This window comes from Brevundimonas sp. SL130 (genome assembly GCF_026625805.1).
Taxonomy (GTDB): Bacteria; Pseudomonadota; Alphaproteobacteria; order Caulobacterales; family Caulobacteraceae; genus Brevundimonas.
The window spans coordinates 912245-935945 of record NZ_CP113064.1; the positions used below are offsets into that span (position 1 = coordinate 912245).

The 23701-nt window shown below is 67.3% G+C and carries 26 protein-coding genes; 9 read left to right on the forward strand and 17 right to left on the reverse strand.

The window, feature by feature from the left end; translation table 11 throughout:
- The first annotated feature begins 85 nt into the window (after positions 1-85).
- Entirely contained in the window at positions 86-1426 is a 1341-nt protein-coding gene (locus tag OU998_RS04575) for an OmpP1/FadL family transporter (RefSeq protein WP_267515660.1), read from the forward strand.
- A gap of 128 nt (positions 1427-1554) precedes the next feature.
- Here the strand turns inward: OU998_RS04575 and OU998_RS04580 are convergent, their stop codons facing one another.
- The 6 genes from OU998_RS04580 to OU998_RS04605 all read right to left on the reverse strand — a co-directional run bounded on the left by OU998_RS04580 (position 1555) and on the right by OU998_RS04605 (position 9962).
- Complete coding sequence (locus OU998_RS04580; RefSeq protein ID WP_267515661.1) at positions 1555-2628, reverse strand: HlyD family secretion protein; 1074 nt, start codon at positions 2626-2628, stop codon at positions 1555-1557.
- A 22-nt stretch (positions 2629-2650) separates the two neighbouring features.
- Complete coding sequence (locus tag OU998_RS04585; protein WP_267515662.1) at positions 2651-4369, reverse strand: MFS transporter; 1719 nt, start codon at positions 4367-4369, stop codon at positions 2651-2653.
- On the reverse strand, positions 4369-4944 hold the full coding sequence (locus OU998_RS04590) for a TetR/AcrR family transcriptional regulator (protein ID WP_267515663.1): 576 nt from the start codon (positions 4942-4944) through the stop codon (positions 4369-4371). The genes OU998_RS04585 and OU998_RS04590 overlap by 1 nt, the downstream gene beginning before the upstream one ends.
- Positions 4945-5100: 156 nt before the next feature.
- Entirely contained in the window at positions 5101-5610 is a 510-nt protein-coding gene (locus OU998_RS04595) for a GNAT family N-acetyltransferase (RefSeq protein ID WP_267515664.1), read from the reverse strand.
- Entirely contained in the window at positions 5607-7673 is a 2067-nt protein-coding gene (locus OU998_RS04600) for a S46 family peptidase (protein ID WP_267515665.1), read from the reverse strand. The genes OU998_RS04595 and OU998_RS04600 overlap by 4 nt, the downstream gene beginning before the upstream one ends.
- Positions 7674-7868: 195 nt before the next feature.
- Complete coding sequence (locus OU998_RS04605) at positions 7869-9962, reverse strand: S46 family peptidase (protein WP_267515666.1); 2094 nt, start codon at positions 9960-9962, stop codon at positions 7869-7871.
- Between the two features lie 211 nt (positions 9963-10173).
- Here OU998_RS04605 and OU998_RS04610 point away from each other — a divergent pair, with 211 nt between their 5' ends.
- Genes OU998_RS04610 through OU998_RS04620 form a run of 3 tightly spaced genes read left to right on the forward strand, consistent with a single transcriptional unit; the run spans position 10174 to position 13147 of the window.
- Positions 10174-11346, forward strand: coding sequence for an ABC transporter permease (locus OU998_RS04610; RefSeq protein WP_267515667.1), 1173 nt, complete (start codon positions 10174-10176; stop codon positions 11344-11346).
- Positions 11343-12110, forward strand: a complete 768-nt coding sequence (locus OU998_RS04615; RefSeq protein ID WP_420709800.1) for an ABC transporter ATP-binding protein — start codon at positions 11343-11345, stop codon at positions 12108-12110. Before OU998_RS04610 ends, OU998_RS04615 begins: the two co-directional genes overlap by 4 nt.
- Before the next feature lie 32 nt (positions 12111-12142).
- Positions 12143-13147, forward strand: coding sequence for an efflux RND transporter periplasmic adaptor subunit (locus OU998_RS04620; protein WP_267515668.1), 1005 nt, complete (start codon positions 12143-12145; stop codon positions 13145-13147).
- A 6-nt stretch (positions 13148-13153) separates the two neighbouring features.
- Here OU998_RS04620 and OU998_RS04625 read toward each other — a convergent pair whose 3' ends face one another.
- The gene (locus OU998_RS04625; RefSeq protein WP_267515669.1) at positions 13154-13951 is read right to left on the reverse strand and encodes a crotonase/enoyl-CoA hydratase family protein; all 798 of its coding nucleotides are present in this window, start codon (positions 13949-13951) and stop codon (positions 13154-13156) included.
- A gap of 116 nt (positions 13952-14067) precedes the next feature.
- On the reverse strand, positions 14068-14220 hold the full coding sequence (locus OU998_RS04630; protein WP_183196055.1) for a hypothetical protein: 153 nt from the start codon (positions 14218-14220) through the stop codon (positions 14068-14070).
- A gap of 226 nt (positions 14221-14446) precedes the next feature.
- Here OU998_RS04630 and OU998_RS04635 point away from each other — a divergent pair, with 226 nt between their 5' ends.
- Together OU998_RS04635 and OU998_RS04640 are read left to right on the forward strand one after the other, a co-directional pair.
- Entirely contained in the window at positions 14447-14608 is a 162-nt protein-coding gene (locus tag OU998_RS04635; protein ID WP_267516711.1) for a DUF1289 domain-containing protein, read from the forward strand.
- A 74-nt stretch (positions 14609-14682) separates the two neighbouring features.
- A complete protein-coding gene (locus OU998_RS04640) occupies positions 14683-15192 on the forward strand; it encodes a retropepsin-like aspartic protease family protein (protein ID WP_267515670.1) in 510 nt (169 codons plus the stop codon).
- A gap of 7 nt (positions 15193-15199) precedes the next feature.
- Here the strand turns inward: OU998_RS04640 and pgsA are convergent, their stop codons facing one another.
- Genes pgsA through OU998_RS04660 form a run of 4 tightly spaced genes read right to left on the reverse strand, consistent with a single transcriptional unit; the run spans position 15200 to position 17198 of the window.
- On the reverse strand, positions 15200-15847 hold the full coding sequence (gene pgsA / locus OU998_RS04645) for a CDP-diacylglycerol--glycerol-3-phosphate 3-phosphatidyltransferase (protein ID WP_267515671.1): 648 nt from the start codon (positions 15845-15847) through the stop codon (positions 15200-15202).
- Positions 15844-16299, reverse strand: coding sequence for a PIN domain-containing protein (locus tag OU998_RS04650; RefSeq protein WP_267515672.1), 456 nt, complete (start codon positions 16297-16299; stop codon positions 15844-15846). The genes pgsA and OU998_RS04650 overlap by 4 nt, the downstream gene beginning before the upstream one ends.
- Positions 16296-16541: a type II toxin-antitoxin system Phd/YefM family antitoxin gene (locus tag OU998_RS04655; protein WP_267515673.1), complete on the reverse strand. Its 246-nt coding sequence runs from the start codon at positions 16539-16541 to the stop codon at positions 16296-16298. The genes OU998_RS04650 and OU998_RS04655 overlap by 4 nt, the downstream gene beginning before the upstream one ends.
- 36 nt (positions 16542-16577) lie before the next feature.
- The gene (locus OU998_RS04660; RefSeq protein WP_267515674.1) at positions 16578-17198 is read right to left on the reverse strand and encodes a carbonic anhydrase; all 621 of its coding nucleotides are present in this window, start codon (positions 17196-17198) and stop codon (positions 16578-16580) included.
- Between the two features lie 68 nt (positions 17199-17266).
- Here OU998_RS04660 and OU998_RS04665 point away from each other — a divergent pair, with 68 nt between their 5' ends.
- A complete protein-coding gene (locus OU998_RS04665) occupies positions 17267-17503 on the forward strand; it encodes an antitoxin (protein ID WP_267515675.1) in 237 nt (78 codons plus the stop codon).
- Between the two features lie 11 nt (positions 17504-17514).
- Entirely contained in the window at positions 17515-17892 is a 378-nt protein-coding gene (locus OU998_RS04670) for a type II toxin-antitoxin system VapC family toxin (protein WP_267516712.1), read from the forward strand.
- Positions 17893-17898: 6 nt separating this feature from the next.
- Here the strand turns inward: OU998_RS04670 and uvrC are convergent, their stop codons facing one another.
- The 5 genes from uvrC to OU998_RS04695 all read right to left on the reverse strand — a co-directional run bounded on the left by uvrC (position 17899) and on the right by OU998_RS04695 (position 22675).
- A complete protein-coding gene (gene uvrC, locus OU998_RS04675; RefSeq protein WP_267515676.1) occupies positions 17899-19764 on the reverse strand; it encodes an excinuclease ABC subunit UvrC in 1866 nt (621 codons plus the stop codon).
- Between the two features lie 211 nt (positions 19765-19975).
- The gene (locus OU998_RS04680) at positions 19976-20422 is read right to left on the reverse strand and encodes a DMT family transporter (protein ID WP_267515677.1); all 447 of its coding nucleotides are present in this window, start codon (positions 20420-20422) and stop codon (positions 19976-19978) included.
- A 31-nt stretch (positions 20423-20453) separates the two neighbouring features.
- Positions 20454-21308 (reverse strand): alpha/beta hydrolase, encoded by an 855-nt coding sequence (locus tag OU998_RS04685; protein WP_267515678.1) that lies wholly within the window; start codon positions 21306-21308, stop codon positions 20454-20456.
- 52 nt (positions 21309-21360) lie between these two features.
- Positions 21361-21834 (reverse strand): NUDIX domain-containing protein, encoded by a 474-nt coding sequence (locus OU998_RS04690; protein ID WP_267515679.1) that lies wholly within the window; start codon positions 21832-21834, stop codon positions 21361-21363.
- A gap of 28 nt (positions 21835-21862) precedes the next feature.
- Positions 21863-22675 (reverse strand): sulfotransferase, encoded by an 813-nt coding sequence (locus OU998_RS04695; RefSeq protein WP_267515680.1) that lies wholly within the window; start codon positions 22673-22675, stop codon positions 21863-21865.
- Positions 22676-22935: 260 nt separating this feature from the next.
- On the opposite strand from OU998_RS04695, the gene OU998_RS04700 reads away from it, so the two are divergent.
- Positions 22936-23697 carry an SDR family oxidoreductase gene (locus tag OU998_RS04700; RefSeq protein WP_267515681.1) on the forward strand — a complete coding sequence of 254 codons (762 nt, stop codon included), beginning with the start codon at positions 22936-22938 and terminating at the stop codon, positions 23695-23697.
- Positions 23698-23701: the final 4 nt, after the last annotated feature.

Sequence of the window (23701 nt, forward strand, 5' to 3'; positions counted from 1 at the left end):
TTCCTGACGAAAGCGCTGGGTGCGATCGATCTCCCCGATACCCACCGCTGAGTAAATGGCGGGGGAAAAACTATAGGAATGGCTTATGACTCCCAGGAATTTCGCTCGCGCGGGCGGCCTTGCGCTGACGACCGCTCTGTTGGCCGGCGTCGCCGCTCCGGCCATGGCCGGCTCCTTCTATGTTCAGGAACAATCGACCCGCGGCCAGGGCCGCGCCAACTCGGGCGAAGGCGCCGACAAGGGCGTGCAGTCGCTGTGGTGGAACCCCGCCGCCATCGCCGGAACCGAGCGCCAGGTCTATGTCGGGATGCACGGCCTGGTCCTGGACTCCGATGTCGACGACACGGGCTCCAGCCTGACCTACAATATCCCCGGCGTCGGCTCGACGACCGAGACCGTGAACGGCGACCCGCACGTCCACAACGTGGTCGAGAGCGGCATCATCCCTAACTTCGCCGTCGCCATGCCCATTGGTGATCGCTTCAACATTGGCCTGGCCGTCCAGGCGCCGTTCAATTTCACGACCAAGTACGAGCCCACCGACTTCGCCCGCTACGACGCCCTGACGTCGGAACTGCGCTCCGCCAACGTCAGCCTGGTCGCGGCCATGACGGTCACCGACTGGCTGGATATCGGCGCCGGCTTTGACGCCCAGTACGCCAAGGCGACCCTGAGCTCGGCCCTGCCGAATGTCGCGATCCCCGGCGTCTTCGCATCGACCTACGCCGTCTCGCCCAGCACCGACGGCCGCAACCAGCTGGAAGGCGACGGCTGGGACTATGGCTGGAACGCCGGCGCGCAGATGCATTTCGGCAAGCTGGACCTGGGTCTGTCCTATCGTTCCAAGATCGAGCACGAGCTGGAAGGTGAAGTGAACATCTCAGGCCTGACCGGGATTCTGGCCGCCGCCAATGTTTCGGCTGACGGCGTGGCCTCGTTCAACACCCCCTGGTATGCGACGGTCGCGGCCCGCTACGCCGTCAACGACCGCCTGACCCTGAACGCCCAGGTCAACCAGATCGGCTGGAGCGAGTTCGACGCCATCCGCGTGACCTACGGAACCTCCGGCTCCTCGACCATCGTGCAGGATTATGACGACGTCACCACCGGCGCGATCGGCTTCGATTACAAGATCGATCCGACCATGACGGTGCGCGCCGGCCTGGGCTATGATCCGACCCCGACGCCGGATGATCACCGCACCGCTCGTATCCCGGACGGCGACCGGTTCCTGTACTCGGCCGGCCTGTCGAAGACGGTGGGCGACATGACCTTCGACGGCGCGGTGACCTATATCGACATCGATACGGCGACGATCAACGACACGCGCGACGTCTATGGCAACGGCCTGGTCATCTCCAACCTGAGCGGCGAGGCCAAGGGCTATGGCGTCGGCTTCTCGATGGGCGCGACCTGGAACTTCTAAGCTCCAGCGCCATCGCCTGACACGAGAACGGCGGCTCCTTTGCAGGAGCCGCCGTTTTTATTGCCGATTGGCGGTCTGTCGCCCCCGGCCTGACTGGGACCGCCCAAGGGCAGGGGGGGAGGGTTCCGTCAGCCGCCCGTATCCACCCTGGCCACCACCGACATGCCCGGCGCCAGCCGGTCCATGCCCGCCTGACCGGGCTCGATCCTGATCCGCACGGGAATCCGCTGGGCGACCTTGGTGAAGTTGCCGGTGGCGTTGTCCGCGCGGATGACACTGAATTCGCTGCCGGCGGCGGGGGCGATGCGTTCGACGCGGCCGCGCAGGGTCTGGCCGCCTAGAGCATCGACAGTGATCTGGACCGGTTGGCCGATGCGGATGTCGCGCATCTGGGTCTCCTTCATATTGGCCGTGACCCAGACGACGTCGGGGACCAGACCCATCAGCTGGGTGCCGGCGGTGACATATTGGCCCTGGCGCACGCCTATCTCGCCCAGGCGACCGGGGCGGGGGGCGGTGATCCGGGTGTTGGCCAGGTCGATCTGGGCCAGGCGAACGGCGGCGCGGGCGTTCTCGACGGAGGCGGCCAGACTGTCGCGGTTGACCACGGCGGAGGTGACGCCGGTCTGGGCCACGCCCTCGGCGGCTTGGGCCTGGGCCAACTGGGCCTGGGCGCTGCGCAGGGACGCGACGGCGATGTCCACATTGGATTGCGACACCCAGCCGCCGGCCTTCAGGGTGCGGGCCCGGTCGGCGTCGGCCTGGGCCTTGGTCAGGGCGGCCTGGGCGGCGGCGATCGAGGCGCGTTGTTGGGCCACCGTGCCGCGGGCCGAGGCCTGGCTCTGAGTCGAGTTGGACAGGGCCGCCTCGGCCGAATGAAGCGACGCCACAGCCTGCTCCAGCTTCTGGCGATAGGTGCGGTCGTCGACCTGGGTCAGTAGTTGGCCTGGTTGCACCGTCTGGAAGTCTTGAACCGGGACCTGGACCACATAGCCGCTGACCTGGGGGCTGATGATCGTCACCTGGCCGCGCACATAGGCGTTGTCGGTGCGCTGAACATGGCCGGTGAAGGGCGGTAACTGCCAAGCATAGAGCACCAGGCCGACGGCGAAGACCGCGACGATGGCCGCCACCACGGCCCAGAGGACGCGTTTGCGGGGTTCAGGCGCGGCAGGAGCGGGGGCAGGGGCTGTGTCGGTCATCGGCGTGCGGGGCTTTCGGAGTTCAGTCGGCTGCGGCGGCGACGGTTGCGGCGTCCGGCGTGGGGGCGGCGGTTAGGCGAGCGTTGTGTCGCGCCTGGCGGCGGGCGCGGATGCGCGGACGCAGGTGGACCACCGTGACCCAGGCGCAGCCCAGGCCGGCGATGCCGGCGATGATCAGGAAGACGTCGTTGTAGGCCAGGATATTGGCCTGCTGCGTCACCTGGCGCGCCAGCAGGATCGGGCCCTCGGCGTTCAGCAAAGCCGGGTCGGTGAGGGTGGAGGCGTAGGCGCCGGACAGCTGGTGCATCCGCAGCACGACCTGAGGGTCCAGGCTGGTGATGTCGGCGGACAGCTGGTTCGAATGGAATTTCTCGCGCACCACCTGGATCGTGCCGACCAGGGCGCTGCCGGCCAGGCCGCCCAGGTTCTGAAGCAGGCTGAACATGACGATGAAGCTAATGATGTTGCGCGCGCCCTGTTGCAGCACCTTGCCGACGCCGATCAGCAGGGCCGGGCCGACGAACATGGCCGAGGCGAAGGCGATCAGGGCCTGGCTGACATAGAGCTGGGCTGGGCGGGTCAGGATCGTGGCTTGGCTGTCCATCAGGGCGCCGACGGCGATGAGGCCGAGGGCGATGGCGATGGGCTTGTTCAGCTTGGTCAGGTTCAGGGTCAGGGCGCTGACCGCCATGCCGGCGACCATGGCTACGAAAATGACCAGGAACAGGCCATGAAGCTGGTCCGGCCCCAGTCCCACGATGCTGAGAAAACCGACCGCGCCCGAGGTCTGTTCGGACAGGGTGATGCGGATCAACAGGATGGCGCCGAACAGGCGCAGGATGTCCGGGCCCGTCAGCCAGCGGACATTGATCAGCGGATTGCGGCGATCATATTCGATCATCAGGGCGGCGGTCAGAAGCAGGATCGATCCCGCCAGGGCCCACCCGATCCAGGCGGCTTCAGTCCACCAGACGATCCGTCCGAGCCCAAGCACGGCGGCCAGCAGGGCTACGCCCGGCGCGAACAGTGCGAAGGTGAGGAAGTCCAGCGGCTCGAACAGTTTCAGACGCTCTGAGGGGGGCAGCCGCAACACCTGGACGGCCGCCCAGGCCAGAAGCGCCATGCCCAGCTCGAAGGTGTAGAAGGCGCGCCAGCCGTCCAGCTGAAGCAGGTCGGGCATGATCAGCCGGGCGATGGGGGTGGCGAAACTGGACAGGCCGATGCCGATCACCAGCCCCTTCAGCCGGTGGGCCGCCGGGAAGGCCTGGATCATATAGAGAAAGCCCAGGCTGGACAGACCCGCCGCCGCCATGCCGGCCACCGCGCGGACGAACAGGGTGGACTCATAGTTGTCGACCACCAGGTGGGCGGCGCAGGTGACGACGAAGGCGGTCAGGCAGATCTGGGTGAACAGGCGCAGGCCGTACTGCTGGCGGAACTTGAACAGGATCAGGTTCATGCAGGCGTTGGTCATGACGAAGACGACCGGCAGCCAGGCCGACTCGGTGGAGGTGACGCCCAACTCGCCCTGAAGATTGCTGAGATTGGCGATCACGGCGGCGCTGCCCAGGCTGCCGACCAGGGCCACCAGCACCCCAGTCAGGGCGTACTGGACCCGGAGCCAGCCCGAGAGGTCGGGCGTGGCCGGCGAACCGGGCAGGGTGGGCAGTTCGTGCGGCTTCAGCGTGGCGACATACTGGTCCCACGGCAGATGCCAGTTGTGATCGGGGCGTCGGGCCATCAGGACACCGCAGACCGGGGCCGCAGCCCGTCAAGGATGAGGACGCGGGTGCGCTGCGACACCGCCTGACGTTCGGCCTCGTCAGCGCCCTGGAAGCCGGCCCCCAGCAGGGTGGCGATCAGGCGAATATCCATCGGCCGCAAATCCTCCCGCACCAGACCCGCCGCCTGGGCCCGCGCCAGGGACGCGGCGCCCGCCTCCATCAAGCTCTGCCGCAGGGGTGTGAGCGCATCGGGCGACCTGACGTTCCGGACCATGCCCGCCATACCGGCGTTACGTATCATCTGGTCGGCGAGTCGATCCAGAAACCAGAAGAAGACCTCCGGCGCCTCGCCCTGTTCGGCGGTGCGGCGGCCCAGGTCGGTCACATCGGCCTCGAGCACGGCCATGGCCAGTTCGGTGCGATCGGCGAAATGACGGTACAGGGTGCCGCGCCCGACCCCGGCCTTTTCGGCGATCAGGTCCAAGGGCGCGTCCAGTCCCTGGTCGGCGAAAACGGCGCGCGCGGCTTCGAGCAGGGCGGCGCGGTTGTGGATGACGTCCTTGCGGAGGGGTTTGGGAGGGGTGCGCGACATCTTGCGCCTAAATGGACGCTGGTGTCCGTTTTGCAAGGGGGTGTTCAAAGATCCCTCTCCCGCTGGGAGAGGGGCACGGCGGTGCGAGTTGGCCCGCCGGCGGTCCCTCATCCGGCCCTGCGGGCTTCCTTCTCCCATGGGAGAAGGAAGGGAAGTTTACAGCCCCTTCTCCAACACCACGAACTCCAGCTCCGGCCGGGGTGGATCGACGGGGAAGGGGCGGGTTTCGCCGGTGGGAGCGTAGCCTCGCCGTTGGTACCAGGCGATCAGTTCAGCGCGGCGGTGGATGACGGTCATCTCCATCCGGCGGGCGGCGAAACGGGCGACGGCCTCGGTCTCGGCTGCGGCGAGGAGAAGGCGGCCCAGGCCGGAGGCTTGCAGGCTGGGCTCGACGGTCAGCAGGCCGAGATAGGTCCGGTCGTCGCCGACGCGGGCGACCTGGACGCAGCCGATCAGGGCGGCGTCCCGATGGGCCAGCAGGATGACGCGGTCGGGATCGGCGATCAGGGCCGACAATTCTTCGGCGCTGGTGCGGGTGTCGACCAGCAGGTCCGCCTCGTGCGTCCAGCCGGCCTTGGCCGTCTCGCCGCGATAGGCGCGTTCGATCAGGGGATGGAGGGCGGCGACGTCGTCGAGGGTCGCCGCGCGGAAGGCGATCTCGCTCACCGGGAAACGCCCAACTCCCGCACCAGATGATCCATGCCGTAGACGTCGCGCAGGGCCACCGTGACGGCTTGGGTGGTGACGATGACGCTGCGGTTGACGGCGCGGTCGTAGCCATAGGCGTTGCGCTGGGTCAGGACGGTGGAGTCGAAATTGGCGCCGATGATCTCACCCTTGGCGTTGATGGCGGGCGAACCCGACGAGCCGCCGATGGTGTCGGTCGAGACGGCCATGTCCATGACGGCGTTCGGGTCGATCCGGTCTTTCGCCGCCAGCAATTTGGGCGCGACGGCGAAGGGCTCGGCCCCGGTGGCGCGGTCCCACAGGCCGGCGAAGGTGGTGAAGGCGGCGAACCGCTGGCCGGGAACGTCCGAGCCTTCGACCTGGCCGTAGGTCAGGCGCAGGGTGCCGGTGGCGTCAGGATAGACGGCGTCGCCATAGGCGGCGAAGCGGGCGGCGGCCAACTGTTCCGAGGCGCGGTCGGTCGGGGCCTGGACCCGCGTCTCCCAGGCGTCGCGGACGGCGCGGGCGTCGGCGTCGATGGCCAGGGCATAGCGGATCATCGGATCGGTCGAGGCCTGGACGGCGGCCAGACCGCCGGTCCACAGGGCGCGGCGCACGGCCGGGTCGGCCAGGGTCGTGCCGGCGACGACGCGGGCCGACAGGCCTTCGGGACTTTCCTTGCCCAGCAGGGTGCGGACCGAGGGGTTGTCGACCGTCAGCCATTCGCGCGTCTTGGACAACCACCACTCCAGACGGATCTGCTCCAGCTCTGGATAGGTGGGGCGTTCGGCGAACAGGCGAGATTCGACGCCCGACAGGCGGCTGTCGGCGAACTCGGGCAGGCGCTGGTCAGACGGCTTGGCCCGCTCCTGGGCGCCGCGCACCAGGGTGCGGGCATAGGCGAACAGCTGCGACCCGCCGGCGACCGAGGTCGTGCCCAGGCCTGTGCCGCCTTCCAGCAGGGCCATGGAGGGATAGAGTTCACGGGCGACCGGCTGGACCGTGCTGAGCGTGGACCAGGGATCGACGCCGGACCCGGCGGCGCGGGCGCGGAAGTCGGTTTCCTGCGCGGCCTTGGTGGCCATGAAAGCCGGATCGATCAGGGCGGCCATCCGGCCGCGCCCGCGCTTGTAGGTGTTCTCAAGACCCACGATGGGGTCCATGGCGATGAAGGCCTGCTCCTCGCCCTCTTCGGAATAGCGGATCAGCCGGCCGCGCAGCTCGGAGGCGATCAGTTGATCCAGAGGCAGGACCACGTCGCGGATGGTGGTCAGTTGGTCCTGGGTCAGCAGGCGCTGGGTCGAGCCGGGGTTGCCGGAGATGAAGACGGCCTCGCCCTGCGTCGGCTTGTTCGGGTTCCAGGTGAAATGGGTCGGGGTCTCGACCGGCTTTCCGTCCTCGTACAGGCGGATGAAGGCGGCATCGATGGCGAAGCGGGGGAAGGAGAAATTGTCCAGATCGCCGCCGAAGGTGGCGGCGCGATCCTCGGGCGCCCAGGCCAGGCGGACGTCGGAATATTTGCGGTACTTGTAGAGTTTGAACTGACCGCCCCGGTACAGGCTGACGACCTGGCAGCGGATCTTGGGGTCGTTTCCGCAGGCTTGGCTTTCGATCCGGCCGGCCTCGGCGTCGCGAGCCTGGGTGAAGGCCTGGCCTTCAAGACCGGCGCCGGCCTTGTGCATCCGCTCGGTCACATCGCTGATGTCGGTCAGGATTTCGGCGGTGGCGCCGGGGCATTTCAGCTCCTCCTCGCGCGACTTCGGCGTGAAGCCGGTCTCGGCGTAGTTGACCTGGGGCGTGGACAGGTTGGCGACGCAGGTGGCGACGCAGTGGTTGTTGGTCATGACCAGGCCCTGGCCCGAGATCACGCCGGCCGAACAGCCCCCGAACTTTACCGACGACAGGCGGACACGGTCCAGGAAGGCCTGGTCGATGTCGGTTCCCAGCGCCTGATTGGCGCGGGCGATGGGGAAGTTGTCGTAGGTCCACATGCCTTCTTCAGCGCGGGCGGAGCCGGCGGCGAAGGCGACGACGGCGGCGGAGGCGAGAATGGCGAGGCGCATGGGGATGGTCCTATGTCTCCTCCCTATTCGCGCAGCGAATGGGGAGGTGGCGCGGCGCGACTTCGCGCCGTGACGGAGGGGTTCTGCGATACATGACAGGCTCCGGTGCGGTGGTGAAGAGCCCCTCCACCCCCGGCTTCGCCGGCGGTTCCCCTCCCCATTCGCAAGAGGCGAATGGGGAGGAGACGCATAGACTTACCGCCGCACGCCCAGTTCGCGCAGCAGGCGGGGCTGGTTGTAGACGTTACGGAGAGCCTCGGTGATGGCGGCGGTAGAGACCGTCACCGTGCGGTTCAGTTCGCCGTCGTAGCCGAAGCTGCCGCCCAGCGAGTGGATGTTGCCGTCGAAGGCGGCGCCGATGACTTCACCCTTGGCGTTGATCACGGGCGAGCCCGAGTTGCCGCCGATGATGTCATTGGTCGAGACGAAGTCATAGACGGTCGACTTGTTGACCTTGCCTTCGGCCGCCACCCAGTCCTCGGCCGCGTTGAAGGGCTCGGCGCCCGTGTTGCGCTCGTACAGGCCGCCGATCTCGGTGAAGGGCGTCACCGTCACGCCGCGATAGGCCCAGCCCTTCACCTGGCCGTAGGACAGGCGCAGGCTGAAGGTGGCGTCGGGATACAGGTTGTCGCCGTAAACCGCGAACCGGGCCTGGGCGATCTTTTCGCCGGCGCGGCTGGTCGGGCCGGAGACGGCCGATTCCCACTGGGTGCGGATGGCCTGGGCCGAGTCGTCATTGGCCAGGACGAAGGCGATCATCGGATCGCCCGAGGCGGCCAGCTGTTCCGGCGTCATGGCCAGAGCCTGGGCGCGGAAGGCCGGATCGGCCAGGCGGGTGCCGTCCACCAGACGTTCGGCGATCTGTTCCGGGCTTTCCTTGCCCAGCAAGGCCTTCACATTGGCATTGTCCACGGTCAGATATTCGCGGGTCTTGGACAGCCAGAAGTCGAGATAGATCTTCTCCAAATCGTTCGAGATCGGGGTCTCGGTCGCCAGGCGACGGCCCAGCGAAGCGATGTCGGCGTCCGAATAGCCGGCGCGACGTTCGGCGACCGGCTTGGCGCGTTCCTTGGCGGCGCGGACGATCGATCTCGCGTAACTGTAGAGGGACGAGCGCTGGCCGGCGGCCGATTCTAGCTGGCGGTAGGGCAGGTAGAGGTCGCGCTGGGCGGCGGAGACGCGTTCCAGCTCGGCCCAGGGATCGCCGATGCGCTGGGCCAGGGCCGGGTCGGCGGCGACGCGCTGGCGCAGTTCCTGTTCGGCCGCGCGCTTGGTCGCCATGAAGGCCGGGTCGGTCAGGGCGCCCTGCTGGCCGTAGGTGACCTTGAAGCCGTTCTCCAGGCCGAAGATCGGATCGACCGAAACCCGCTTGGCCTCTTCACCGGTGGTCGAATATTCGAGCAGGCGGCCACGCAGTTCCGACGACTGGATCAGGCCGATGGGCAGTTGTTGGTCCCTCAGGACCTCCAGCTGGGCCATGGTCAGCAGGCGCGAGGTCGAGCCGGGGTTGCCGGCGACGAAGGTGACATCGCCTTCCTTGGGCGCATTGGGATTCCAGGCCAGGTGGTTCGGCGTCGCGACCGGCTTGCCGTCCTCGTAGATGCGCAGGAAACCGGCATCCAGGGCGTAACGCGGGAAGTTGAAATTGTCCGGGTCGCCGCCGAAGAAGGCGGCCTGGAACTCGGGCGCGAAGACCAGGCGCACGTCCTCGTACTTGCGGAACTTGTACAGCTTGTACTGGCCGCCGCGGTACAGGCTGATGACCTGGCAGGTCAGTTTGCGGTCGTCGCCGCAGACTTCCTTCTGGATCTTGTCGATCTCGGCGGCGCGGGCGCGGACGAAGGCGGCGCCTTCAAGCCCGGCGCCGGCGCCGACGACCCGGTCGGTGACGTCAGTGATGTCGGTCAGGATTTCGGCCGTCTGGCCGGGGCATTTCTTCTCTTCCTCGCGGGTCGCGGGCATCCAGCCGTTCTTGACGTAGTCGTTCTGGGCGTCCGACAGGTCCTGGACGCAGCCGACGACGCAGTGGTGGTTGGTCAGGATCAGGCCCTCGCCCGAAACCAGCGAGGCCGAGCAGCCTTGCAGGCGCACGGCGGCGTTGCGCACGCGGTCCAACCAGGCTTGGTCGAGGTTGGCGCCGTATTTCTCGTTCACCGTCGCGATGGGGAAGTTGTCGAAGGTCCACATGCCCTCGTCAGCCTTGGCCGGGGTCGCGGGGGCGGACAGGACGACGGTCGCGGCGCCCAGGGCGGCCAGCGAAGCGGTGAGACGAAGGGACGGCAACGACATTCAGGGTTTCCTTCAGAAAACGGAACGCGGCGCTCCGTCTGTTATCTTGTAACTAGCGCCGTTTCGCCGGCGTCGCCAAGAGGGTGAGACGCCATAGAGGCTCGCTCCATCCGTCGCAACGCGGCGAACTGTCAGCCTTACCCCGATTTAACTTGGCGGTGAGGCCGTGCTCGCTCAGATAGACAGACGTATCGGGGGTTTATCGGCAATCATGTCGCTTGCGCTATCTACGCTGCTGTTCGAGTGGCGCCGCTATATGGCGGCCGTCATGGCCCTGGCCCTGTCGGGTCTGCTGGTCCTGGCGATGACCGGTGTCTTCATCGGCATCGGCAAGGGGTTCACCGCGGCGATCGAGCGGTCGCGGGCGGATGTGATCATCATGCAGCCGGGCGCGACCCAGTTGTTCGGCGGGGGGATGGCCGTGCCGCGGCGCTTCATTCCCTTGGCCTACAACCACCCCGAGGTGCTCGAGGTGAAGGCCATGGAGATCAATGGCGGCAGTCTCCAGAACGTCCGTGAAATCGATCCGACCATGAGCCAGGCGGACCGGGCCAGCCAGAAGGCGCCGCGCTCCAAGCAGGTGATGGTCAATGTCATCGACACCCAGCCGGGATCGGTGACGATCCCTGTCGACTATTCCGATGAGCTGGTCGCCGCGCTGCGACAGCCGTTCACCATTGCGGTCGATGAGTCCGCGCTGACCACCCTGGGCGTGAAACTGGGCGACCGCGCCATCTATGACGGCCAGACGGTCACGGTGGTCGGGGTGTTGCGCGGCTATCCCAACATGATGCAGCCGACCATCGTCATGTCACGCGACTCGCTGCGGATGCTGGGGCAGTCGTGGGGCAACACCATGGGTGGGCCGCTGATGATCAAACTGCGCGACCCGTCGAAGGCCGATGTGGTGGCGACCCAGTTGAACACCATCGGCAAGGGCCAGTGGAAGGCCTGGACGCGGCAGCAGCTGGCGGACGCCAACGCCAAGTCGATGTTCGAGGAAGGCATTCTGGTCATCATCATCGGCGGCTGCGTCGTGTTGGGCGTCATCATCGGCGTCGCCATCACCTGGCAGACCCTGAGGGGCGCCATCATGGCCAATATCAAGGAGTTCGCCTCGCTGCGCGCCCTGGGCGTCGGGATGGGCAGTCTGCGACGTATCGTGCTGGAGCTGAGCTTCTGGGTCGGGGTGGTCGGGGTGGCTGCAGCCATCCTGCTGACCTGGCTGCTGTCTCTGCTCGCTGCGATGGGGGCGGTGATCATCGCCCTGCCGTTCAGCCTGCTGCTGGTCGTCGGGATCGGTCTGATCCTGATCGCCATGGTGTCCGGCCTGCTGTCGCTGGGCATCCTCAAGAACAGCCAACCGGCGGACCTGCTGCGATGAACGACATGTCATTCGGTCACACCAAGGTTCACGGCAAGCATGGCGATTTCGCCATTGAGGCCAAGGGGCTGGTCAAGCGGTTCAAGTCCGGCAAGTCGTGGGTCGAGGTGCTGAAGGGCGTCGATTTCGACGCCAAGCATGGCGACCTGACCATGGTCATGGGGCCGTCGGGTTCGGGCAAGTCCACCCTGATCGCGGCCCTGTCCGGCCTGCTGCGCCCCGAAGAGGGACGGGTCGATGCGCTGGACGTCGACGACCTGTGGAAATACTCGTCCGGACGGATCGACAAGTTCCGGCTGGATAACTGCGGCTTCATCTTCCAGGGCTTCAACCTGTTCCCGGCCCTGACGGCGCTGCAGCAGGTCGAGACCGTGCTGAAATTCCAGGGTCTGTCCTCGGGTCAGGCGAAGAAGCGCGCCACGACCGCTTTGGAAGAAGTTGGCCTGGGCCATCGCCTGCACCAGCGGCCGGCGGCCCTGTCGGGCGGCGAGAAACAGCGGGTGGCCATCGCCCGCGCCCTGGCCAAGGACCCGAAGATCCTGTTCGCCGACGAACCGACTTCGGCCCTGGACGGCGAGAATGGCCAGGTGGTGATCAGGCTGCTGCGCCGCGCCGCCACCGAACATGGCGCCGCCGTGATCTGCGTGACCCACGACCCGCGCCTGGAGGCCTGGGCCGACCGGGTCATCCATATCGAAGACGGCAAGATCCTGGACGATCAGCGCCGCATACCCGATCCGAACGCCATCCTGGCGTCCCACTAAACACCGACGATTTCCCTTAGGACGATACGCCCATGCCCGGCTTTCTGAAGAAAAAACGCACCTGGCTCGGCCTGCTGCTGGTCATCGTGCTGGTGGTCGGCTTCATGCTGTTCCAATCCTCGGCCAAGACCAAGAAGGCCGAACAGGAGAAGGCCGCCGCGACCAAGGTCGAAAGCCCCTATGCGGCCATCGCCAACGGCAAGGTCGATGTCGAGGGCGGCATCATCCAGATCGCGGCCCGTCGCGGCGGCATCGTGCGCGAGGTCCTGGTGCAAGAGGGCGACGCTGTCGTCGCCGGTCAGATCCTGGCCCGCCAGGAAGACGACGAACCGCGGCTGGCGGTGCAGAGCGCGGTGGCCGCCGTGGCCCAGGCCGAAAGCCAGCTGGCCCAAATCCGCGTCGACATCCGCACCGCCCGGCGTGAACGCGACCGTCTGCAACGGCTGGTCGCCACCAATTTCGTCGCGGCCCAGAAGATCGACCAGGCCGACGACCAGATCGCCGTGGCCCAAGCCCGCCTCGCGTCCCAGACGGCGGCGGTCCAGACCGCCCGCGCCCAGCTGGATCAGGCGCGCTATAATCAGGAACTGACCATCATCCGGGCGCCCAGCAACGGTCGGATCGTTCGCCGTTACGCCAACCCCGGCGCCGGCGCCTCGACCCTCAACGTCTCCAACATGTTCGACCTGGAGCCGGACGCCCCGCGCATCGTTCGCGCCGAAGTGGTCGAAAGCGACCTGCCCAATCTGACAGACGGCCAGGCGGTCGAGATCACGCCGGAAGGCGACACGACCAAGGTCTATGTCGGCGCCGTGATGCGTCGGGCGGCCGTGTTCGGCGCCCGCAAACTGGCTTCGGACGATCCCTCGCAGCGCACCGATGAGCGGGTGGTCGAGGTCGTGGCTTCGGCCGGCGACGCGCCTCTGCTGATCGGCCAGCGCGTTTTGGTCAAGTTCATGAAGCCGGGCGAGACCGCCGGGGCCAAGCGCGCGGTCGCGGTCGGCGTCGGCCCGAACGAGGCGATGACGCCACAGTAGGACGGATCAGCGGCCGGTGAAATCGCCCGGCCGTTTTTCCAGCACGGCGTTGACGCCTTCCAGGTGGTCCTCGGTCATATGGGCCAGGGCCTGCATGGCGGCCGACAGCTCAAGGATCTGTTCGAAGGTCTGGTCCCGCCCCTGTCGCATCAGGGTCTTGGCCATGCGCAGGGCCTGGGGCGGCTGGGCGGCGATTTCACCGGCCGTGATCAGGGTTTCGTCCATCAGCCGGTCGTGCGGCACGACCCGATTGACCAGGCCCCAGCGTTCGGCCGTCTCGGCGTCGAAGCTGCGGCCGGTGAACAGCATTTCGGCGGCGCGAGCGTAACCGACGTCGCGCGGCAGGCGCCAGGCGCCGCCGTCGCCCGGGATGATGCCCAGCTTCAGGAAGGGCACGCCGAAACTGGCGCGGTCCGAGGCGATACGAATATCGGCCGTGGAGGCTATGCCGCAGCCCAGGCCCATGGCCGGACCGTTGACCGCCGAGATCAGCGGGATCTCCAGATCATAGAGTGACCGGACGATCCGATGGACGACGCGGCGGTAGCGGGCGCGGATTTCGGCGCCGGATCCCTCGAACAGATCGCGGCGGTCGCGCATGGCGGTCAGGTCTCCGCCGGCCGAGAAGGCGCGACCGGCGCCCGTCAGGACCACGCATTTGACCGTCATGTCCGAATTGGCGCGGGCGCAGGCCTGCGCGAACTCGTCGCCGTCCGAGAGGTCGGGCAGGGCGTTCAGCCGCGCCTCGCGGTCCAGCGTCCAGATCAGGATCGCGCCGTGGCGGGTTTCAGTGATCAGGCCCATAGGTCGTCTCCGTCGTGCCTCGTCGTCATCGACCGCGAACCCCGCGTCAGGCAAGTCCGGAATTGCAAAAGCCCCGGCCGGGCCGGGGCTTCCGCAGCATCAGGCTTTCGAGGCCGTCAGCGTTTCTTGGGCGTATAGGGTACGAAGTTGGACGGGTGGCTGACCACGCGCCCCGAGTTCGACGGCATGTGCCGACTATTGACCAGCATCCCGCCCCATAGAGCAAAGGACATCATGGCGTGTTGGAGGTTACGCTCCTTATCGTTCATCTTGGCGTCTCCTTTCCCAGAACGATGAAAAGAGACGCGTCGTACCTTTGGGAATTTCACCCTCAGTCGTTTCGCGTCAGAGGCCAAGATAACCGATTTTGAGATAATTGCAAATTTTTCGATCAGGAAGCGGAGTATATTTCGTGAGGGTGTCACATTGAGCGAGCGGTCCCAACCGGCGACGCCCCGTCCCGGGCCGCCCAAGGCGATCGCCACCCCCTGCGTCATGGTCTGCGCCGTGGACGGCGCCAGCGGCCTTTGCCTGGGGTGTTTTCGCAGTTTGAGCGAGATCGCCGGCTGGCGCGCCCTGAGCGACGCGGAGCGGGCGGCGGTGATGGCCGAGCTGCCGGCCCGGCGCGACCGGATCGACCCGGCGAAACTGGGCTAGGGTCGGCGGGCCTTAAGGTTTCGTCAGCCAAGTCGTTTCACCCCATTCCAACCTGGGGCGGATATGCAGGGGGCATGATCCGCATCGACCTTCAGTCCGTCGCCGTGTTGAGCGTCGCCCTTGTGGCCTCGTTCGCGACCGCCCTGACGATCCGTCATCTGGACGGAGGCGAGGCTGCGATGGCGGCTTCGACAGAGATCGCCGCGCCGGCCTCGGGGACCGCGACCCAGGTGGTGAAGGGGCCGGACGGCCACTATTGGGCCCAGGCCAAGATCGACGGCCGTGCGGTGCAGGTGCTGGTCGACACCGGCGCCAGCGTGGTGGCCTTGACCCGAGCCGATGCGCGCCGGCTAGGCGTCGATCCAGCGCCGGAGGCCTTTACCGGCAAGGTTCAGACGGCGTCCGGCGTCGTTCGCGCCGCGCCAGTCGAGTTGAAGACCATATCGGTCGCAGGGGTCCGGGTGGACAATGTCGAGGCCCTGGTGGTCGAGGAAGGCCTAGCCTATTCGCTGCTGGGCATGAGCTATCTGGGCCGCCTGTCCGCCTTCGAGGCGACGCCGACCGGGCTGACGCTGCGACCCTGAGCCGGGGTCAGAGATCCCGCATCTGGCGGCGGGCTTCGTGGAAATACTGCCAGCCGGTCCACAGCGTGATGACGGCGGCGAACCAGATCAGGAAGACGGCGAAGGATTCGAACGCGGGCTGCCAGGCCAGAGGCGAACCGTCGGGATACTGAAGCCCGAAGGCGCTCCACAACAGGGTCAGCTGAAGCGCGGCGAGGGCCACCATCTGGACGGTGGTCTTCCATTTGGCGGCCAGGGTCACGGGCAGTTCTATCCGGCCCGCCATGGTCTCGCGCAGAGCCGAGACCGCGAATTCACGGAACAGGATCAGGCCGCAGGGCAGGGCGATGCCCGGCAGGGAGCCGGAGGCCAGCACGCCCAGGATGGCCCCGGTGATCAGCACCTTGTCGGCGATCGGGTCCAGGATGGCGCCCCAGCGGGTGGTCGAGTTCCAGCGTCGGGCCAGGAAGCCGTCGACCCAGTCGGTCGAGGCGGCGATGACGAAGATCCAGAAGGCCCAGACCCCGAATTTCAACTGAACCTCAGGCGACAGCCAGGCGTCCAGCGCCCCGGGCGCCGCCCCGGCCATCATGGCGAACATCACCACGCCGGCGAACAGGCGGATGCCGGTCAGGATGTTCGGAATCGGATTGGCGCGGTGCGTGGGGGCGGTCATGACGGGGTCTCCAGCAGGGACGCAAGCAGGGGGCGGAGCGTCTCCGCGAACGGATTGGCGACGGTGACGCCTCGATAGACGAAGCCGTCCTGCATGTCTTCGGAAAGCAGAAGACCGCAGCCGGCTTCGGCGGCGATGGTCAGGATCAAGGCGTCCCAAATCTGTAGATTGAAGAAGGCTGCCGCCTCCAGAGCGGCGTCCATGGTCGTGGCCGTGGCGGCGGTCAGCCCAATGCCCGCGCTCCAGTCCAGAACGATCTTTCGGGCGACCTTCGGCGGGTGTCCGCCCTTGCGCGTCAGTATATTATAGAACTCTCCCGCCACCTGTGTCGGGATGACGAGGTTCTGCTTGGCGAGGGTCTTCAGCAACCCTATCGCGCGCTGACGCTTGGGTTCGTCATCACCGATGCCGGCGGCGTAACCCAGGACGTTGGTGTCGAGCGCCAGTTTCAAGCGTAACCGTCTTCACGCGTGATGCGTCCGGGCGCACGGGCAGGCAGGGCGGCCAAATCGTCCACCAGGGCGTGCAGCCGGGCGACGCGTTCATCGTCTGTCTGCTCGCCGGCGTTTGCCGGCGTGATCCGCACCAGCGGCTTGCCGCGCGCGGTGACGACATAGGACTCGCCAGACGCCACCTCACGAAAGATGCGCGAGAACTCGCGATTGGCTTCGGTAGCGGTGATGGTCCGTTCCATGGTGCAATAGTAGTGTTTCTCACTACTTTGTACAAGTCACGCCAGGGGTTCGAACCTCGACTTGTTGGTCAGGGCGCGCAGGACGCCGTCGGCGATGCCGAAATGAAGGCCGGTCAGGGTCAGTTCACCGGCCGCCTCGCGCTCCGCGATCCAGGGGAAGGTGCGAAGGTTCTCGATGGACAGGCGGACGACGGCCTCTTCGGCGGCGCCTTCGACCTGGTCTTCGGACACTTCCTCGGCGACGCGGCGGACGACCGCCGAGCCTTGGGCGACCCAGGGGGCGACGAAGTCGGCGCAGGTGTCGGGCGCGCCGTTCAGCATGGCGTTGACCCCGCCGCAGTGGGCGTGGCCCATGACGACGATGCGCTTGACGTTCAGCACCTTGACCCCGAACTCAAGCGCCGCCGAAACCCCGTGCAGCAGGCCGTCGGGCTCATAGGGCGGAACCAGATTGGCGACGTTACGCACCACGAACAACTGCCCCGGCGCGGCGTCGAAAATCAGGGCCGGATCGGCGCGACTGTCGGAACAGGCCACGATCAGGGTGTGCGGCTTCTGGCCCTGGGCCAGGGCTTCATACTCGGCCCGGGCGGCGGGCCAATGCTCGGTACGGAACCTGCGATAGCCGGCGGTCAGTTCGTCGTCGATGTCGCTCATGAGGCGCCAGTAGCGCTTTGGGCGGCGCTGATAAATGGTGTATACGTGTGTATACGAAGGAGCGCGCCATGCCGATCACCAGTCGAACATTCCGTAGCGGCAACAGTGAAGCCGTGCGCCTGCCCAAGGAATTTGCGTTCGGGCCGGGCGTCGAGGTCGAGATTGATCGCAAGGGCGACGTCGTGACCATTTCCCCCAAGCGAAAGCCTGTCAAAGAGATGTTGGCCAAGCTGCGTAGCCTGCCCAAGCCGGCCAGCATCGGTATTCGTCACGAGGTCGAGATCCCCGAACGTCCGGGTCTCTAGGCGTGGCCTATATGCTTGACACCAATGTCGCCATTCATCTGCGGGATGGCGACGCGCTGGTCGACGACCGAGTGGACGCCCTTGATCCTCCGCTTCTGCTGTCCGTCATCAGCCGCGTGGAGTTGGAAGCGGATCTTGGCCGGCTAGACGCAAGCACGGCTGAACGGCGGGCGCGGTTGGATGCTCTGCTGGAAGTCGTGCCGGTGCTTCCATTCGGATCCGACGAGGCGCAGGCGTACCGGGTCATCGTCGAAACCTGTGGCTTCTCGCGTCGCAAGGTGTTGGATCGGATGATTGCGGCGCAGGCGATCACTTCGGGTGCGACCCTGGTGACCTGCAACGGCGACGATTTTCGCGACATCCCCGGCCTGACCCTGCTGGAATGGTGAGGCGGTCTACGGCTGCCTGAAGAAGGCGTGGATACGTTCGGCCAGGGGCTGGTTGATGCCGTCCACCTTGACCAGGTCCGACACCGACGCCCGACCGACGCCCTTGGCGGAGCCGAAGGCGTGGAGCAGGGCCTTCTTGCGGCCGGGGCCGACGCCTTCGATCTCGTCGAGGGGATTCTTCTTGATGTCCATCGAGCGGCGCTTGGCGTGGGCGCCGTTGGCGAAACGGTGGGCCTCGTCGCGCAGCCGCTGGAGATAGTAGAGGGCCGGGGACTTCAGCGGCAGCATGAAGGGCGGCTTGCCGGGCATGAAGAACTTCTCCATCCCCGCGTCGCGGTCCGGCCCCTTGGCGACGCCGACCACGGCGATGTCGTCCAGGCCCAGGTCGGCCAGGACCGCCAGCACCTCGGCCAGCTGGCCCGCGCCGCCGTCGATCAGCAGCAGGTCGGGACGGACGGCGTCCTCGCCCTCTTCCTCGTCCTTGACCAGGCGGGCGAAGCGGCGGCGCATCACCTCGCGCATCATGCCGTAGTCGTCGCCGGGCGTCAGATCCTCGCCGCGGATGTTGAACTTGCGGTACTGGGACTTCTGGAAGCCGTCGGGCCCGGCGACGACCATGCCGCCGACCGCATTGGTGCCCTGGATATGGGCGTTGTCGTAGATCTCGATCCGCTCGGGCCGGGTCTCCAGGCCGAAGGCCTCGCAGACCTCGTCCAGGATCTTCCCTTGGGCGGAGCTTTCGGCCAGGCGGCGGCCCAGAGCCTCGCGGGCGTTGGTCAGGGCGTGGTCGACGAGGGCCAGTTTCTCGCCGCGCATCGGGCGGACGATCTCGATCTTGCGATCCGCCTTCATCGAGAAGGCCTCCTCCAGCAGCTCCAGCTCGTGCGGGCGGACGTTGGACAGGATCAGGCGCGGGATCGGCTTGTCCTCGTAGAACTGGCCCAGGAAGGCGGCCAGGATCTCGGGATCGGTGTCGGTCTTGTCCACGCGCGGGAAATAGGCGCGGCCGCCCCAGTTCTGGCCGGCGCGATAGAAGAAGACCTGGACGCAGGCCTGGCCGCCGTCGGAGTGCAGGGCGAAGACGTCGCCCTCGGCCACGCTGTCGGCGCTGACGGAGTTTTCCATCGAGATGGCGGACAGGGCGCGGATGCGGTCGCGCACGCGGGCGGCCTGTTCGAAATCCATCTCGTCGGAGGCGGCCTGCATCTCTTGCGACAGGCGGCCGATGACGGCGCGCGACTTGCCACGCAGGAACTGTTCGGCCTCGGTGACCAGTTCGCCATAGTCCTCAAGCGAGATCAGGCCGGTGCAGGGGGCCGAGCACCGCTTGATCTGGTGCAGCATACAGGGGCGGGTTCGGGTCTCGTAAACGCTGTCCGAACAGGAGCGCAGCAGGAAAGCCTTCTGCAAGGTGTTCAGGGTCCGGTTGACCGCCCAGGTCGAGGCGAAGGGACCGAAATAGTGGCCGGGGGTGACATGGGCGCCGCGATGCTTGCGCACCTGCGGGGCGCGGTGGTCGCTGCGAATCATCAGTTCGGCGAAGGACTTGTCGTCGCGCAGCAGGACGTTGAAGCGAGGCTTCAGCTTCTTGATGAAGTTGGATTCCAGCAGCAGGGCCTCGGTCTCGGACGCCGTGACGACCAGTTCCATCGACCGGGTCTGGGCCACCATCAGGCCGATGCGCTGGGTGTGGAACCGGCCCTGGGCGTACTGGACGATGCGCTTCTTCAGTGACTTGGCCTTGCCGACGTACAGGCATGACCCGTCCTCGCCATACATGCGATAGACGCCCGGCTTGTCGGGCGCCCGACGCGCCTCGTCGGCGATCAAGGCGGCGGCCGTCAGGTTCGAATCGAGCGTCTCCTCGGTCATCCGGGTGGATATAGGGGCGCGACGGCGTCTGCGTCACCTCTCCGCACGCGAAGGCGCGGTGGGAGGACAGATCGCGTAGCGATCAGGAGGGGGCGACTCGGGCAGTGGTGATGACCTTCCCAGCTTCAGACACTGGGTCGCCCCCTCCTGGCGCTCGCTGACGCGATCGCTGGTCCTCCCCGTTCGCCTGCGCGAACGGGGAGGTGAGATTTTACGACCGGCGGACCAGCAGCACGCCTGCCAGAACTAGGCCCACCCCCGCGATCCGGCCCAGGTTCAGCGGCTGGCGCGGCACGCCCAGGGCGCCGAAATGATCCAGGACCAGGCTGAGCAGCAGCTGGCCGCCGACCATCAGGGTGATGGTCATGGCCACGCCCAGGCGCGGCACGCCCCAGGCGGCGGCGACCACGAAACAGGCGCCGTAAACCCCGCCCATCCAGGCGTACCAGGGCAGGGCGCGCGTGGCGGCGAAGTCGGGGCGGGTGTGCATCAGGGCGGCGACGATCCCCAGCACCGTCGTGCCGACGGCGAAGGAGATAAAGGCCGCATTGACCGGCGAGGCGACGGCGGTCGCCAGCTTGGCGTTGGTCGGCGCCTGGAGGGCGGTGGCGCCCCCGGCCAGGACGACAATCAGAATGGCGATCAGCGAGGGGTTCATGCGCTCTGGCTAGCACGACCGTCGCCGATTGTTAGCCCGAGATGAAGCGGGCGGCGCGTTCGCCCTCGGGGTCGCCGGCGACGCCGAAGCCGCGGTTGATGGTCATGTGGCTGTCGTCGGGGGCGGCGACCACATCGGCTCGACTGCCCACGCGGGTCAGGGCTTCGGCCAAGCCGCGGCTCTGGACGGCCGAGTCCTGACGCCGGGCGACATGGAAGATCAGGAAGGGCGGATAGGCGACGCCGGGGCGGACCCGCAGGGTGGGCGACAGGGCGGCGGCCTGGTCGCCGAAGGCCTGATCATAGGTCTGGTCCAGCCACTGGTCGATGCGGCCGTCCCCGCGCGGGGCGGTGGCGTCATAGCCGGCGCCGTCCAGCAGGATGACCCCCGCCAAGTCCGAAGGCTTCAGACCGACCGCGCCCAGATAGTCGGGGTCGATCCCGACCAGGGCGGCCAGATGGGCCCCGGCGGAATGGCCCAGCAGATAGAGGGGGCGGCCCGGCAGGCGGCGTTTCAGGTCGGCGACGGCGGCGGCGACGTCCATGGCCGACTCGCGGGCGCTGACGGCGGGGGCCAGACGATAGCTGGTCGAGGCCAGGGTCAGGCTGTGGCGCTGGGCATAGGCAGGCAGTTCGCTGACCATCGCCCGTTCACCGCGCGACCAGCCGCCGCCGTGGACGAACACCAGGATCGGCCCGGTTCCACGGTCCGCATAGACGTCATAGGCCTGGAGCGGATCGGGGCCGAAGGTCCAGGTGTGGGCGGGCGCCACGGCGCTGTGGCCGGACTCGTTCCGCCGCCGCGCTAGACGGCGCTGGGCCAGGGCCGGGGTCGATAGGGCGGCGAGCGTCAGGCCCAGCAGGGCGACGCGACGGGAAACGGGCATGGGACGTCCTTTCGTGATCCCTAGAATAACGCCGTCCTGCGGGCGATCCGTCTCACCAATTCGTATCGGTCTCTACGTCGTCGAAGATTTCGGCCAGGCGGGCGCGCGTCCCTCGGTTGGTGTCCGGCGGCAGGACGGCGGGGTGGAACCAACCGATCTCGGCGATCTCGCCCTCGCTGGACCGCTCGCCAAGGTCGAAGGCGTCGATGCGGAAGACCAGCACATGATCGCCGGGGAAGAACCGCTCGTTGGAATGGATCGAGATCAGGCGCGGCGGGGTGCGGGCGATCAGGCCGGCCTCTTCCCTCAGTTCGCGCACCACGGCGTCCTGGGTGGACTCGCCCTTGTCCACCCCGCCGCCGGGCAGCCACCAGCCGGCCAGATAGGTGTGTTTGACCAGCAGCACCCGCCCGCCCGCATCGACGGCGACGCCGCGCACCCCCAAGGTCTTGCCGCGCGTCAGCCGCGACCAGACGAAAAAGAGGGGACGGGTGAAGGGTTCGATGTGGGTGCGCCAGGTGCTCATGCCGAGACCATGGCATGATGGATCACCGCTAGGTCAAGGACCGCGCCGCCGCGCCACGGTTGCGCATCACATACAGGGTCATGTCGCGCAGGCGGGGCAGGCGTTCCTTCAGGCGACGGCGCAGGGACAGGGTTTCGGCGTTGACGCTGGGGGACAGGTCGGGCTCGACCCCGTCCAGAAGCCGCATCCAGGTGCGGTCGGGCTCGTAACCCTGGGCGATCAGTTCGGCGCCGAGGTCGCCGTGACGACGCAGCTGGCCCTGGAGCCGGGGCAGGTGGCGGCGCCAGGCGCCCAGGCTGGACGGACAGACGGGACGGATCTGGCGCATGGCGGGCAGCCATTCCGCGTTCGGCCGGTCCACGGCGAGGTGATATTCTGAGAAGCGGCGCAACGGACGCAACCATGGCATGGCCGTCATCAGTTCGGCCTGGACCCGGTCGGGCTCGGTCACCAGACGGTGGTAGTCCACCACGTGAAAGCGCGGATGGTCCTTGGCGCGGGCCGCGGTGCGCGCGGCCCGGCGCCAGACGCGCAGATTGGTGAAATATCGGCCGGGATAGGCCGCGTGTTCGCTGGTGATCACCTCTCGCGGATCGCGGGCGACATAGATGACGTCCAGGCGCGGATCCAGTTTCAGGATATCGACCGCCGCCTCAACCTCGCCCGGACATTTGGTGCAGACCAGGCGGCGGTCGCGCGGGATCGGGCGACGCAACCTCTGTTCCGCCTCGATCGGTCCGTCGATGTCGAAACAGGTCAGGACCATGACATGGAGCAGGGTGGTGCCGCTGCGGGGCGCGCCGGTGATGTGCAGGCGTCTCGGGCGGGGTGCGTCGTGCATTCGGATCCTCTTGAAAGCGAGGCGCCAGTGAAGCCGAGCATTGCGGAGGTCGTTGGGTGATCGCGTATCGACGGTGTTTCAGTCCGAGGGCGGATGTTTCTCGGGTGAGACGCGGGTAGGGCCGGCAAGCGCCGCTTGAACCCCGCCGCCACTCGCTCTAATCCTGAAGATCAACAGGAGCATAATCATGCTGGCGCTCGGCATCATCTTCGGCTTCGTCGCCGTCATCGCCCTCATGAACCTGGTCGAGTTCGGCCGGGTTGACTGATCAGGGGCCCAGCGCCGTGCGGGGCGTCGCCCTGGTCACGGGCGGGGCGCGACGGATCGGGCGGGCCATTTGCCTGACCCTGGCCAAGGCCGGGTTCGACGTCGCCGTGCACCACCATGCGTCGGGCGAGGACGCCCGGACCCTGGCGGACGAGATCGCGGCCCTGGGGCGGCGGGCGTGTCTGTTGCAGGCGGATTTGACGGACGAGGCCAAGGTGCGCGCCCTGGTTCCGGCGGCGGCCGAGGCCCTGGGGCCGGTGACGGTGCTGGTCAACAACGCCTCGGTGTTCGAAGACGACCGTGTCGGCGGCCTGAGCCGCGAAAGCTGGGACACCCATCTGGAGACCAATCTGCGGGCGCCCCTGGTGCTGGCCGAGGCGTTCGCCGCCCAGACTGTAGAAGGGGCGATCGTCAATCTGCTGGATCAGAAGGTGCTGAAGCCGGATCCGCGCTTCTTCTCCTACAGTCTGTCGCGCAATGGCCTGTGGTGGGCGACAAAGACCCTGGCCCAGGCCCTGGCGCCGGGCATTCGGGTCAATGGGGTGGGGCCGGGACCGACCCTGCCGTCAATCCACCAGACCCCCGAGGAATTCGCCGCCGAAGCGCGGGGCACCCTGTTGCAGACGCCGGGCAGCCCCGAGGCGGTGGCCGAGGCCGTGCTGTGGCTCATTGACGCGCGGATGGTGACGGGCCAGATGATCGCCGTCGATGGGGGCCAGCATCTGGCCTGGCGCACCCCGGACATCCAGGAGTAGTCGC